The following is a 14,009-nucleotide window of genomic DNA, read 5'->3' on the forward strand; positions in this document are numbered from 1 at the left end:
CGTGCTGACGATTGCCTACTTCGATCGTCTTGGCATGCCTCACCTCACATAACCTCAACTTCCCGAACCGCCCGGTGCGGACCCGCACGCCGGGTGGTGTGGCAGGGTGGTGTGGCAGGGGACCGGCCAGCTTGCTGGCCGCCCCTATGCCGATCGTACACGGTGACGTAGTTCGCGGCCATGACCTTCGACGAGAAACGCTGCTCGAACGCGGCGCGAACCTTCGCGCGCGGCAGTTGATCCAGGCGCTTCACGGCGGCGATCGCGCTGAGTTCGTCTTCCACGACGAAGCCCGACACACCGTTTTCGATGACTTCCGGCACCGAACCGCGATTGAAGGCGATCACCGGCGTACCGCAGGCCATCGCTTCGATCATCACCAGACCGAAGGGCTCCGGCCAGTCGATCGGGAACACCAGCGCATGCGCGTTGCCCAGGAACTCGCGCTTTTCGGCTTCGCCGATTTCGCCGATGTACTCGACGTGCGGAAGCGCCATCAGCGGCTTGATCGTTTCTTCGTAATAGGCGCGGTCGGCCTTGTCGATCTTGGCGGCGACCTTGAGCTTCATGCCCGCCTGGCCGGCGATGCGGATCGCGCGGTCGAGACCCTTCTCCGGCGACACGCGGCCGAGGAACGCGAGGTAGCCCGGCTCGACATTCGGGATCGGCGTGAGCACGTTTTCGGGCAGACCGTGATACACCGTCGACAGCCAGTTGGCCTGTTGCAGCGGTTGACGCTGGTTGTCCGAGATCGAGATGACCGGCACGTCGCTGAACGTGTTGAACACCGGCTGCAGTTCGGGCAGGTCGAGACGGCCGTGCATGGTCGTCAGGAACGGCACCGGCTGGCGCGCGAACAGCGAGAACGGGTAATAGTCGATGTGGAAATGCAGCACGTCGAATTCGTCGGCGCGGCGGCGGACTTCCTCGAGCAGCAGCATGTGCGGCGCCATCACGTCGCGGATGGTCGGGTCGAGGCGCAGCGCCTGCGGCCAGAACGCTTCGAGCTTCGCCGACGTCTGCGAATCACCGCTCGCGAAGAGCGTGACATCGTGTCCGGCATCCACGAGTGCCTCAGTCAGGTAAGACACCACGCGTTCCGTGCCACCGTAGAGCTTCGGCGGAACAGCTTCGTGGAGGGGCGCGATTTGAGCGATTCGCATGTCGTGATACTCCTGGATAGTCAGTCTGGTACTACTGTCGTGTTGACGTTAAAGCGAATCGCTCGGCTCGGGCGAAGCTTTCCGCGGCGCGTGGGCCGCGGTGCAAGAGCTGGTGCACGAGTGAAAAGCGGGGTCGCCGATCACTTGGGTTGGGGCGCAGCCGACTGGACCAAGCAATTGCGGGTCCATATCTCAAAAAACCTGCGCGCATAGCAATAAACGCGCATCGGCTTCCGTGGTTGACTGCTTCCTACAAGAACCTGTCAAAAAACTTAGGTGAAAACCCGGAGCGGATTATGGAGTCTTTTACACGCCGGCGAGCGTAGGCATTTCAACTTATTTACCTTGTTACAAGGGGGATACATTTTGCAAACCCCTGTTTATTAAGGTTGTTCTACATTGAGTCCACGCGCTGTTTAACGCGCGGGCGTTGCCTCGCGCTTCGCGGCGCAGCAAATGAAGCAGTTGTTTCGGCGATGCTGGCGCGCCGCGTGCTTTTCCACACGACGCCCACCTCGCAAGTGTTCGATGGCGAAACGATGACGAACCGCGGAACCGCGCGGCTTCATCGCAAAAAGGGCGCAATGTGCTTACAATGCGCGCCCTGAGAGAACACGAAGAATCCGTAAGACCCGCGCGGCTGCAGGCCCGCCGTGCTAAACAGGATGTCGAGATGTTCGGACCGACACACAAGCTCGGGCATCGTTTGTCCGAATGACGTTTGCGCTCCCCTGATACTGGCTACAATTCAGGCATGGAGACGGCGCCGCGTCGCCTTGTTTGACGTCATTCGCGCCGGATCGGGCCGCAATCGCGCGCCCGGATCGTGCAGCGGCATCGCACGAGCGGCACGCAAGGCCCGAAGGCGCAACATACGCTCAACCGCTCTACGACGAAAAAAGACCATTGGACCAACTCACCGTCTCCCAGCGTAACGCGCACAATGCGAAGCTCGCGAGCTACGCGCATCGCCCGCTCGCCTTCCTGATGCGCTACATCAAGCGCCATCCGGTCGCGCATACCATCGTTCTTCTCAGCGTGTTCGCCGCCGTCGGCTGCGCCCTCGCCTCGCAATACGCGATCAAACACCTGATCGACGTGCTCGGCCAGGGACGCGGACATCCCGGCCCGCTCTGGGGCGCGTTCATGATCCTGGTCGGCCTGATCGCCGCCGACAACCTGCTATGGCGGGTCGGCGGCTGGGTAGGCGCGCACGTCTTCGTCATCGTCACGGGCGATCTGCGCAAGGAACTGTTCTCGTATCTGAGCGGCCACTCGCCGACTTACTTCTCCGAGAAACAGCCGGGCATGCTGGCGAGCCGGATCACCGCAACGTCGAACGCCATCTACACGTCGGAAAACGTGATGGCGTGGAACGTCCTGCCGCCGTGTATCGCGGTGCTGGGCGCGATCGTGATGATCGTCTCGGTGAATCCGCTGATGGCCGCCGGTTTGATGACCGCGTCGCTGATTCTTTCCTTCGTGCTGTATCGGCTCGCCAAGCGCGGCTCGGCGCGGCATCACAGCTTTGCGTCGAAGGCGGCGTCGGTCGATGGCGAACTCGTCGACGTGATCGGCAATATGGCGCTGGTGCGCGCGTTCGGCATGACGTTCCGCGAGCAGAAGCGCTTCGGCTCGACGGTGAAGGCCGAAATGGTCGCGCGTCAGCAAAGCCTGCTGTACCTCGAAAAGCTGCGCCTGTTCCACGCGGTCGTGACGGCGATTCTCTCCGCCGGGCTGCTCGGCTGGGCGTTGTGGCTGTGGTCGAAAGGTCAGGCGACCTCCGGCGATATCGTGCTGGTCAGTTCGCTGGGCTTCACGATCCTGCACGGCACGCGCGATCTGGCCGTGGCGCTGGTCGATGTCACGCAGCACGTCGCGCGTCTCGCGGAAGCGGTGCAGACGCTGCTCGAGCCGCACAGCATGCCGGACCGGTCGGATGCGACCGAACTCGTGCCGCAAGGCGGCAGCGTCGACTTCGAAAACGTCACGTTCGCATATCCGCGCCGCCGGCCGATTCTCGACAACTTCAATATCAATATCGCGCCGGGTCAGCGTGTCGGGCTGATCGGCAAGTCGGGCGCGGGTAAGTCGACGGTGCTCGCGCTGCTGCAGCGTTTCTACGAGACGCAAAAGGGCAGCATCAAGATCGACGGGCAGGAAATCGCCGCGATCACGCAGGACAGCCTGCGCCACGCGATCGCGCTGGTGCCGCAGGATATTTCGCTGTTCCATCGCACGGTGTTCGAGAACATCGCTTACGGCCGTCCGGATGCGAGCCGCGAGGAAGTGCTCGCCGCCGCGCGCGAAGCCCGCTGCACGGACTTTATCGAAGCGATGCCGGAAGGGTTCGACACGATCGTCGGCGATCGCGGCGTGAAGCTGTCGGGCGGTCAGCGTCAGCGGATCGCGATTGCGCGCGCCATTCTGAAGAACGCGCCGATTCTGCTGCTGGACGAAGCGACTTCCGCGCTCGACAGCGCATCGGAAGAAGCGATCCAGCAGGCGCTCGACCGGCTGATGGTCGGCCGCACGGTGATCGCGATCGCGCACCGTTTGTCGACGCTGCAGAACTTCGATCGCATCATCGTGATGAGCGCGGGCAAGGTCATCGACGATGGCTCGCTGCAGGAATTGCGCGATCGGCCGGGTTTGTATCGCGAGTTGCTGGCGAAGCAGCACGGCAAGCTGCCTTCGATCGTCGCGACGCCGCACAAGCAGCCCGCCTGATTTTCGCGTACGCGAAAAAGCCGCGTTCCTTTCGGGGAAACGCGGCTTTTTTATGCCCGCCTGGTTTCTAGCGCGCCTTCAGATCGCGCAGGAAGTTGTCGCGCCAGACCGACACGTTGTTCTCGCGCAGCAGCGCCATCATCTCGACGTAGCGCGACTTGCGCTCGTCGAGCGGCATCGCGAGCGCGGTGGCGAGGGCATCGGCCATATCGTCGAGATCGAGCGGATTGACGATCAGCGCCGCCGTCAGCTCGCGCGCCGCGCCCGCGAATTGCGACAGCACCAGCACGCCCGGATCGTCCGGATCCTGCGCCGACACATATTCCTTCGCCACCCCAGATTCATGCCGTCGCGCAGCGGCGTGACGAGCCCGACATGCGCCTCGCGGAACAACGCGGCGAGCACAGGCCGCTCGTACTGGCGATGGATATAGCGGATCGGCGTCCAGTCGAGCTCCGCATAACGCCCGTTGATGCGCCCCGATTCCGCTTCCAGTTGCAGCCGGATGTCGCGATACGCATCGATGTCCGAGCGTGTCGGCGGCGCGATCTGCAGGAAGGACACGTTGTTGCGCTGCTTCGGATCGTGCTCGATCAGCCGTTCGAAGGCGCGAAAACGCTCGACGAGTCCCTTCGAATAATCGAGCCGGTCGATGCTCATCACCAGCTTGCGATGATGCAGCGTCGCCTTGACGATCTCGACATCGCGGCCGCTTTCGCCGTCCTTGGCGAGCGCCGCGATTTCATCGGGATAGACGCCGATCGGATACGCCGCCGCCTTCAGTTGGTGGCCGAACGCGTCGATCGAGACAGGCTTCGCGCCGTCGCGGACCAGCGCCCCGCCCGCTTCCGTCGCGACGTAATCGCAGAACGCGCGCAAATCCGGCTCGGTCTGAAAGCCCAGCAGATCGAACGCGCACATCGCCTCGATCAGCTCGCGATGACGCGGCACGCTCAGCAGAATCTGCGGCGCGGGAAACGGAATATGCAGAAAGAAGCCGATGCGATTCTTCACGCCCAGCGCGCGCAAGGCCTGCGCGAACGGAATCAGGTGATAGTCGTGCCCCAGATCACGTCTTCCGGCTTGAGCAGCGGCGCGAGCCTCTCCGCCAGCCAGCGATTCACGCGGCAATAGCCTTCGTATTCGTGGCGATCGAACTCGATCAGATCCGGCCGATAGTGGAACGCCGGCCACAGCGTCGCGTTAGAAAAGCCGCGGTAGTACTGGTCGTAGTCGCGTTTGAGCAGGCAGATCGTCGCGAAGGTCACCGGGCCGTGTTCTTCGAGCTTCATGGCGTCGGGCGGCGTATCGAGCACGTCGCCGCTCCAGCCGAACCACATGCCGCCGGTTTCCTTGAGCACGTCGTACACGCCGACGGCGAGGCCGCCCGCCGCCGGGCCGCCTTCGGAAATCGGCGCGACGCGGTTCGATACGATGATCAGGCGACCCATCAGGCGTGCTTCCCGGCCGTTCCCGCAATCACCTGAAGCCAGTCGAGCAGCAGCTCCACCGATTCGATCCGCGCGCGCGCGACCGTATCGCCCGGACCGACTTTCACGGACAGCCCGTCGAATTCGTTGACGACCGCGAAGCCCTTCTCGTCCGTCAGATCGTCGCCGATGAACACCGGCTTGCGGCCCATGAACGGCGGCTCGCCCATATACGCGCGCACGGCCCGGCCCTTGTCGACGTCCTTCGGCTTGATCTCGTAGACCATCTTGCCGGGCTGCAGCACGTAGGCATCGGCGTATTCGTGGACGAGACGCTCGGTCGCGGCGCGCGCGGTCGGCTCGCGATCCGCCGCGTTCCGATAATGCAGCGCCAGCGCCGCGCCCTTGATTTCGAGCAGCATGCCGGGATTCGCGTTGACGACCTTCTCCAGCGCGTGCTCCATGCGCAGCAGCCGCTCGTCGTTGAAGCCGATACGTTGCACGTCGCCGTTCGAATCGCGCCGTTCCGCGCCGTGCATGCCGGCGACCGGCAAGTCCGGCGTCTTCAGAAACGAATCGATACTGTCGATGCCGCGCCCCGACACCACGGCGACCGCGCCGTTGGTTGCGCGTCGCAAGGCAGCGAGGATATCGGGCACCGAACGCGGCACGAAAATGCCATCGGGCGTGGTGGAGGCGAGTTCGACGAGCGTGCCGTCGAAGTCGAAGAAAAACGCGGTCTCGGCAAGAGACAGGGAATCGGGAAGAATTTGCATCGATTGTTGACCTGTAGGTTGCCCGTTTGCCGGCGCGCGAGCCGCGATGCGCCCCGGCGCGAAGTGCGCGCATCATACGCGCGCCGCCTTGCAGCGCCGAAAGCTTAAGTCTTACGGCTCGGATCCGTCCGACTTTCGCGACGCTTGCCCCATGCGGCGAATTGTCTCAAAAATACACTGCAAGCACGATGATGCGCCTACTGAAGCGGCAAAGGCGTGTATTTTGCGATAGTTCACTCAGCAAACCATTCAGCAAACATCAATCCGCCGCGCGATGCGGCGCATGAACTTCTTCGATGCACGCCTCGTTTTTTCGTTCTTTCCGATGGTCTCGAGTCGGCGCGCTGATCGCCATGATCGCCATGATCGCCTTGTGCGCTCTGGCCGCGTGCTCCAAACCCGCGCAACCGTGGCATCTGACGGACGTCTCCGGACATTTGACTTCTCGCTGACCGACGATGGCGGCAAGCCCGTCACCGGACGCGATTTCGCGGGCCGCACGACGCTGCTCTACTTCGGCTACACGCACTGCCCGGACGTCTGACCGGAAACGATGGCGCGGTTGATGCAGGTGCTCCAGCGCGTCGGCCCCGACGCGGACAAGACCCGCATCGTGTTCGTTTCCGTCGATCCCGCGCGCGATACGCCCGCGATGCTGCGCGCCTACGTGCGCGCTTTCGACGATAAACACGCGGTCGGCCTCACGGGTTCGGATCGCGCGATCAAACGCGTCGCGCAGCGCTATCGCGTCGCGTATCAGATGGAAAAGCGCGATCCGAGCGGCGCGTACGAAGTGACGCACAGTTCGGCCGTCTATACCTTCGATCGCGATGGCCACGCGCGGCTGCTCGCCACCGATCACGATTCCGTCGACGCCATCGCCGGCGATCTGAAGCGCGTGATCGACGCGAAGGAATCTTGATCATGGACACGCTTCTGGCTTCTGTACTGGCTCGATCCATGGGAGCCGTCGCCGACGGTCGTCGTCTGCGTGCTGCTCGCCGCGATCCTGTTCGCGCGCGGCGCGCGGCATGCGCGCGTGTCGATCGCGCGGCGCATTTCGTTCTGGTTCGGGCTGACCGCGCTTTACGTGGCGCTGCATACGCGGCTCGATTATTTCTTCGAGCACGAGTTTTTCATGCATCGATTGCAGCATCTGGTGCTGCATCACCTCGGGCCGTTTTTTATCGCGCTGTCGTATCCGGGCGCGGCGTTGCGCGCGGGCGTGCCGTTCGGCTGGCGGCAGCGCTGGCTGCGCCCGGCCACGCAAAGCAAACCGGCGCGCGTGTTCTTCGACATCGTGTTCAATCCGATCGTCGCGGTCGTACTGTTCGTCGGGCTGATCTATTTCTGGCTGCTTTCGCCGATCCACTTCAAGGCGATGCTCGATGCGCGTCTCTATCGCGTGATGAACTGGAGCATGGTGATCGACGGCCTGCTGTTCTGGTGGCTCGTACTCGATCCGCGTCCCGCCCCGCCCGCGCGACTCGCGCCCGGCCGACGCATCCTCGTCGTGATCGCCGCGATTCCGCCTCAGATCCTGCTCGGCACGTATATCTTCTTCACGCCGCACGAGTTGTATCCGATCTACTCGATCTGCGGCCGCGCGTTCAGCTGGATCACGCCGATGCGCGATCAGCAGGTCGGCGGCCTGTTGCTATGGATTCCCGGCTCGATGATGAGCGTGATCGGCGCGCTGATCGCGCTGCGGCATTGGCTGCGACTGTCGGCGCGCGACCGCTTGCGCACGGAGCGCAAGACGCCGGGCAAGCGTGCGCCGGTCAAAGCCACCGCTTCATGAAGGAAAACCGGGACGGCGCATCCACACATGCGGAATGCCGTCCTCGTCGTGAATCCCGGACGACAGCACGAAGCCGAACGCGCCGTAAAAGCGCTGCAGATGCGCCTGCGCGTGCAGGCTGATCGGCTCGTCCGGCCATTGCTCGACGATATGCGCGAGCGCCCGTTCGAGCATCGCGTTGCCGAGCCGGATGCCGCGGAACGGCGCGGTCGTCAGCACGCGGCCGATGCGCACGTCCTCCTCGCTTTCGTCCGGCAATCCCGGCAGCAAGACGCGCAGATAACCCGCCAGTGCGGGACGTCCATCGCGCGTGCCGTAGGCAAGCAGATGCCAGCCGTCGATATCGAGCCCGTCGATGTCGCCGTACACGCAATTCTGCTCGACGACGAACACCGCGCTGCGGGCCGCGAGCATGTCGTAGACCTCGGTGGTCGTGAGGTTGTGGAAGCGCTTCCAGCGCCATTCGATATCGGAAAGTCGGTCGGTCATGGACGGGCGGAGAAACGGCGAAGGAAGAGGACGATTATGCCGCCTGCGCGCGGGAGAAACCGCGCCGGAAAGGGAAACTGCAATAGAAAAAGCCCTGACGAGTCAGGGCTTTTCATTTGGAGGCGCGGACCGGAGTCGAACCGGTCTAAACGGCTTTGCAGGCCGCTGCATAACCGCTTTGCTACCGCGCCCTAAGCGGTTCGTTTGTGCACGGCGTCGAACCAGCCGGTGCACTAAACAAAAAGGGAAGCGCTGCTTCCCCTTTGACTGGAGCGGGAGACGAGTCTCGAACTCGCGACCTCAACCTTGGCAAGGTTGCGCTCTACCAACTGAGCTACTCCCGCGTTTTTACTAGCTTTTCTCTGCCCGGCTGCTTCGTCACTTGTTGCGTTGCGTATCAGAGAAGTAAAATTATGTAGAAGCCAAAGAACCGTGTCAACTGTTTTTTCGTGCGATCTTTTGGGCAAGTGGCGCAATTTATCGCAAGTGACTGATCTGGCGTCAAAGAATGCCGCCGCGCTCGCGAATCTGCGGCCACGCGAGCTTCATGTAGTACAGCATCGACCATACCGTGAGGACGGCGGCGACGTCGATGAGCCACAAGCCCCATACGCGCGTGTCCATTTCCCATTGCGTGCCGGCAATCTTCAGCGGGCCGAAGAACAGCAGCATCGGAATGGCGACCATCTGGCAGACGGTCTTGAACTTGCCGAGCTGATTCACCGCGACGCTCTTCGAAGCGCCGATCTGCGCCATCCACTCGCGCAGCGCGGATATCGTGATTTCGCGGCCGACGATCACCAGCGCGATCACCGCGTTGAGACGCCCGAGCTGCACCAGCACGAGCAGCGCGGCGGTCACCATCAGCTTGTCGGCGACGGGATCGAGAAACGCGCCGAACGAAGACGTCTGATTGAGCTTGCGCGCCAGAAAGCCGTCGAACCAGTCGGTCAGCGCGGCCAGCACGAAGACGACCATGCCGAGCAGGTTCTTGTGCTCCGGGCTCATCATCATGTCCGGCAGATAGTAGACGCCCACGACGAGCGGAATCAGCACGATTCGCAGCCACGTCAGGAAGATCGGTAAGTTGAACGGCATGGGCGAAAGCCAGTGAGGGACATGTAAGGAGCCGCCATTGTGCCGTGTCGATACGGCGCTCACAAGGCGGCGGACCGCGCGGCGCGGCACGCCGCCGGACCCGACGGATCAATGCAACTGACGATAAATCTGCTGCGCGAGCGCAAGCGAAATGCCTTCGACGCTCGCTAGATCCTCGACGCTCGCCGCCTGCACGCCGCGCAGACCGCCGAAACGCGACAGCAGCTTCTGCCGCCGCTTCGCGCCGACGCCTTCGAGTTCTTCGAGACGCGACGTCTGCCGCGCCTTGGCCCGCTTCGCGCGCATGCCGGTGATCGCGAAGCGGTGCGCTTCGTCGCGGATCTGCGCGACCAGCATCAGCGCGGCGCTTTCCTTGCCGAGTTCCAGCGCGGCGCGGCCATCGGCGAAGATCAGCGTTTCCAGACCGACTTTACGCCCCTCGCCTTTCGCGACGCCCACCAGCATGCCGTGATCCAGTCCGAGCTCAGAGAAGACCTGTCGTGCGATCTCGACCTGGCCCTTGCCGCCGTCGATCAGCACGATATTCGGCAGCGTGCCGCCGGATGTGGCCGTCGTCGATTCGGCGGCGTCTTCGGGTGGCGGCGATGCTTCTTCGGTCGCGTTGCCGGCCGCCTGCGCCACCATCTTCTCGTAGCGGCGCGTGAGCACCTGACGCATCGCGGCGTAATCGTCGCCGGGCGTGATGCCGGTGATGTTGTAGCGCCGGTACTCGCTCGACTGCATCTTGTGATGGTGATACACGACGCACGACGCCTGCGTCGCCTCGCCCATCGTATGGCTGATGTCGAAGCACTCGATGCGCAGCAGCGCCAGATCGTCCATTTCGAGGCTGAGCGTATCCGCGAGCGAGCGCGTGCGGGCCTGCTGCGAACCTTGCTCGGACAAGAGACGCGCGAGCGCGAGCTTGGCGTTCTGCTCGGCCATCGATAGCCACACGCGCTTTTGTCCCTGCGGCTGACGCAGTATCGTGACCTTGTGCCCGGCCTGCTCGATCAGCAGATCGACGAGTTGCCGGCTCGACGGCGCGTGACTCACGACCAGCACGGGTGGAATGCGATTGCCGATGTAATGCTGCGCCATGAACGCCTCGAGCACTTCGGATTCGAGCGCGCCTTCGCGGACTTCCGGCTCCTGATCTTCGGCTTCGGCTTCGGCTTCGATCTCGATCTCGATCTGCACGGGGATTTCGGCTGCCTGCGCGTCTTGCTCGACGGCCTGCACGATCGCTTCGACTTGAGCGGGCGCGCTCTCGGATGCATCGGCTAAGTCCGGCAGATCGTCCTCGTCGTCGAGCGACATCGCGCTTTCGACGTGCGTCGGGAAATACGCCTTGTCGCCGAGATGCCGGCCGCCGCGCACCATCGCCAGATTCACGCACACCTTGCCGCCGAGCGCCGCGACCGCGAGGATATCGACGTCGCTTTCGCCGCCGACTTCGATCGCCTGCTGATGCAGCACCGTCGACAGCGAACTTATCTGGTTGCGCACGGCCGCCGCCTGCTCGAACTTCAGATCGGCGGCGAACGCGTGCATCTTCTGCTCGAGTTCCTTCATCACTTCGCCTTGCCGGCCAAGCAGAAAGCGCGATGCATTCGCCACGTCGCGCGCGTAATCCTCTTCGTTGATGAGGCCCGTGCACGGCGCGGTGCATCGTCCGATCTGATGCAGCAGACACGGCCGCCTGCGATTGTTGAACACCGAGTCCTCGCAGGTCCGCAACTGAAACACGCGCTGCAGAATCTGGATGCTCTCGCGCACCGCCCACGCGCTCGGAAACGGCCCGAAATACTGATTTTTCTTGTCCACCGCGCCGCGGTAATACGCCATGCGCGGAAACGTGTGGCCGGTGAGCTTCAGAAACGGATACGACTTGTCGTCGCGAAACAGGATGTTGTAGCGCGGCGCCAGCGCCTTGATCAGGTTGTTTTCGAGCAGCAGCGCTTCCGCTTCCGAGCGCGTGACCGTCGTCTCGATCTTGCGGATGCGCGTCACCATCATCGCGATGCGCGGCGAGTACAGCGTCTTTGTGAAATAGCTCGATACGCGCTTCTTCAGGTTGCGCGCCTTGCCGACGTAGAGCACGTTGCCGTCGCTGTCGTAATAGCGGTACACGCCGGGCAGATGCGGCAACTGCGCGAGCGTCTTTTTCGGATCGAAATCGGGATCGGGGGCGTCGGTGTTCGTCATGCAGCGGGGAACGGATGCTTGGGGCGCGGCGCGCCTTGTACTACCGTAGTAAGCCGTGTCTTAGAATCGCCAGTTTAGAACATTACGCCGCGCCGTCGTCAGCGCCGCCGATGCGCCATGTCCGCTTCCCACACCATCAACGCTTCCACCGACCTCGCTTGCGACATCTTCTGCGCCGTCGTCGATAACTTCGGCGATATCGGCGTCTGCTGGCGGCTCGCGCGTCAGCTGCGCGCCGAGCACGGCTGGCGCGTGCGCGTTTTCGTCGACGATCTGAAGGTCTTTCACGCGCTCTGCCCCGACGTCGACGCGTCGCTGGCGCGGCAGGAAGCGGCGGGCGTCGTCATCGAACATTGGCGCGAACCGATGCACGCGGGCGACACGCTCGAGATTGCCGATGTCGTCATCGAAGCGTTCGCGTGCGAAATCCCGCACGCCTATATCACCGCGATGGCGCGCCGCGAGCGCAAGCCGGCGTGGATCAATCTGGAGTATCTGAGCGGCGAGGACTGGGTCGCGGATTTCCACATGCGGCCGTCGCCGCATCCGCGTTATCCGCTGGAGAAGAGCTTCTTTTTCCCCGGACTCGGCGCGGGCACGGGCGGCGTGATCAAGGAGCGCAATCTCGACGCAGCGCGCACGCAGTTCGATGCCGCCGCGTGGTGGCGCGCGCGCGTGGGCATCGAGCGGCCGGATCGCGCGAAAACGGTCGTCTCGCTGTTCGCCTACGAAAATCCCGCCGTCGATGCGCTCCTCGCGCAATGGCGCGACGGCGACGCGCCGATCGTGCTGCTGGTGCCGGAAGGACGCATTTCGGGCGCGATCGCGCGCTTTTTCGGCCTGGAAGGGTTCGCGGCGGGCGCATCGGCGCGGGCCGGCGGGCTCGAAGCGCATGCGCTCGGTTTCGTCGAACAGCCGCGTTTCGACGAATTGCTGTGGGCCGCGGATATCAACTTCGTGCGCGGCGAGGATTCCTTCGTGCGCGCGCAATGGGCCGCGAAGCCGTTCGTCTGGTACATTTATCCCCAGACCGACGATGCGCACGTGCCCAAACTCGACGCCGCCCTCGACCATTACACTGCCGGCCTCGCGCCCGCCGCACGCGACGACATGACCCGCTTCTGGCACGCCTGGAATGGCAACGGCGCACCGGACTGGGCGGCGTTTTGGGCGCATCGGATGGCGCTGGAGGCGCGCGCCGTGCAATGGGCCGAAGAACTTGCCCGCATCGGCGATCTGGCCGGCAATCTGGTCGCGCATGCCAAAGCGCGCCTGGAGTCTCGCCCGGAGACCTGAGCGCGCGCCGCCTCGCCAAATCGGCAAAAACTCAGTTAAAATAAGCGGTTATCCGAGGGGAGGGGCATTATCAGCGTTCGGGTCTGTTTATACCCAGCGCCGGTCACGAGGCTGTCGCAAAAGACCGCGAATCTCGACGAAGCCGCACCGAAGCCGGAACCTCGCATACCGAAACTCTCGACTGTCGGCCGCATCCGGGCACAAGCGGAGCGCCGTCGTCGAATCGAACCGTTCCAGGCATTCACGCCAAATCCATCTGTACAGGACTAGTTTTATGAAGACCGCACAAGAACTCCGCGTCGGCAACGTCGTCATGATCGGCAGCGATGCCATGGTCGTTCAGCGCGCCGAATACAACAAATCGGGCCGTAACGCCGCGGTCGTGAAGATGAAGTTCAAGAACCTGCTGACGAATGCCGGCATGGAAACCGTCTACAAGGCGGACGACAAGTTCGACGTGGTCGTGCTCGACCGCAAGGAAGTCAGCTACTCGTACTTCGCCGACCCGATGTACGTGTTCATGGACGCCGACTACAACCAGTTCGAAGTCGAAGCCGAAATGATGGGCGACGCGCTCAACTACCTCGAAGACGGCATGGCGTGCGAAGTCGTGTTCTACAACGAAAAGGCCATCTCGGTCGAACTGCCGACCACGCTGGTTCGCGAAATCGTCTACACGGAACCGGCCGTCAAGGGCGACACGTCGTCGGGCAAGGTGCTCAAGACCGCCAAGCTCAACACGGGTTACGAACTGCAAGTGCCGCTTTTCTGCAACATCGGCGACAAGATCGAAATCGACACCCGCACCAACGAATATCGCAGCCGCGCGTAAGCCTTACGCATCGCCGGCCCGGCTTTCGGCGACGGTTTTACACCTGTCGCCGCTGCCATCAAAAAAGCCGCTCTTCGGAGCGGCCTTTTTGTGCGCCCAGCATGGGCGCACTCTTGCGGGTGCAAGTCGCGCGGCAAGTTGACCACAGCGAGCGAAGTGAAGCGCAACTGCGGAAGGGCGACCGAC

General features: G+C 63.2%; 9 protein-coding genes, 2 tRNA genes and 2 pseudogenes. 5 read left to right on the forward strand and 8 right to left on the reverse strand.

Annotated features, from left to right (window positions below):
• Positions 1-44: 44 nt before the first annotated feature.
• Entirely contained in the window at positions 45-1,163 is a 1,119-nt protein-coding gene (locus tag BVER_RS21420) for a glycosyltransferase family 4 protein (protein ID WP_232316698.1), read from the reverse strand.
• Between the two features lie 906 nt (positions 1,164-2,069).
• Between BVER_RS21420 and BVER_RS21425 the strand changes: the two genes are divergently transcribed.
• A complete protein-coding gene (locus BVER_RS21425) occupies positions 2,070-3,893 on the forward strand; it encodes an ABC transporter ATP-binding protein (RefSeq protein ID WP_050455003.1) in 1,824 nt (607 codons plus the stop codon).
• Positions 3,894-3,960: 67 nt separating this feature from the next.
• On the opposite strand, the pseudogene otsA reads toward BVER_RS21425, so the two are convergent.
• A pseudogene (gene otsA / locus BVER_RS21430) lies at positions 3,961-5,344 on the reverse strand (alpha,alpha-trehalose-phosphate synthase (UDP-forming)).
• On the reverse strand, positions 5,344-6,099 hold the full coding sequence (gene otsB / locus BVER_RS21435) for a trehalose-phosphatase (protein WP_050455004.1): 756 nt from the start codon (positions 6,097-6,099) through the stop codon (positions 5,344-5,346). Before otsB ends, otsA begins: the two are co-directional and overlap by 1 nt.
• Before the next feature lie 353 nt (positions 6,100-6,452).
• On the opposite strand from otsB, the pseudogene BVER_RS21440 reads away from it, so the two are divergent.
• Positions 6,453-7,021, forward strand: a pseudogene (locus BVER_RS21440) (SCO family protein).
• A 21-nt stretch (positions 7,022-7,042) separates the two neighbouring features.
• Positions 7,043-7,900, forward strand: a complete 858-nt coding sequence (locus BVER_RS21445) for a cytochrome c oxidase assembly protein (RefSeq protein WP_050455005.1) — start codon at positions 7,043-7,045, stop codon at positions 7,898-7,900.
• On the opposite strand, the gene BVER_RS21450 is transcribed toward BVER_RS21445, so the two are convergent.
• The 5 genes from BVER_RS21450 to uvrC form a co-directional block, all read right to left on the reverse strand.
• Entirely contained in the window at positions 7,895-8,389 is a 495-nt protein-coding gene (locus BVER_RS21450; RefSeq protein ID WP_050455006.1) for a GNAT family N-acetyltransferase, read from the reverse strand. The genes BVER_RS21445 and BVER_RS21450 overlap by 6 nt on opposite strands.
• Positions 8,390-8,506: 117 nt before the next feature.
• A tRNA-Cys gene (locus BVER_RS21455) sits at positions 8,507-8,580 on the reverse strand.
• A gap of 77 nt (positions 8,581-8,657) precedes the next feature.
• Positions 8,658-8,733: transfer RNA gene (locus BVER_RS21460), tRNA-Gly, on the reverse strand.
• Positions 8,734-8,890: 157 nt separating this feature from the next.
• The gene (gene pgsA, locus BVER_RS21465; RefSeq protein ID WP_050455007.1) at positions 8,891-9,487 is read right to left on the reverse strand and encodes a CDP-diacylglycerol--glycerol-3-phosphate 3-phosphatidyltransferase; all 597 of its coding nucleotides are present in this window, start codon (positions 9,485-9,487) and stop codon (positions 8,891-8,893) included.
• 108 nt (positions 9,488-9,595) lie between these two features.
• The gene (uvrC, locus tag BVER_RS21470; RefSeq protein WP_050455008.1) at positions 9,596-11,695 is read right to left on the reverse strand and encodes an excinuclease ABC subunit UvrC; all 2,100 of its coding nucleotides are present in this window, start codon (positions 11,693-11,695) and stop codon (positions 9,596-9,598) included.
• 117 nt (positions 11,696-11,812) lie between these two features.
• Here uvrC and earP point away from each other — a divergent pair, with 117 nt between their 5' ends.
• A complete protein-coding gene (earP, locus tag BVER_RS21475; protein ID WP_050455009.1) occupies positions 11,813-12,991 on the forward strand; it encodes an elongation factor P maturation arginine rhamnosyltransferase EarP in 1,179 nt (392 codons plus the stop codon).
• 274 nt (positions 12,992-13,265) lie between these two features.
• Positions 13,266-13,823 carry an elongation factor P gene (gene efp / locus BVER_RS21480; RefSeq protein WP_050455010.1) on the forward strand — a complete coding sequence of 186 codons (558 nt, stop codon included), beginning with the start codon at positions 13,266-13,268 and terminating at the stop codon, positions 13,821-13,823.
• Positions 13,824-14,009 lie beyond the last annotated feature (186 nt).

The sequence above is a fragment of the Candidatus Burkholderia verschuerenii genome (assembly GCF_001189365.1).
GTDB classification, from domain to species: domain Bacteria; phylum Pseudomonadota; class Gammaproteobacteria; order Burkholderiales; family Burkholderiaceae; genus Caballeronia; species Caballeronia verschuerenii.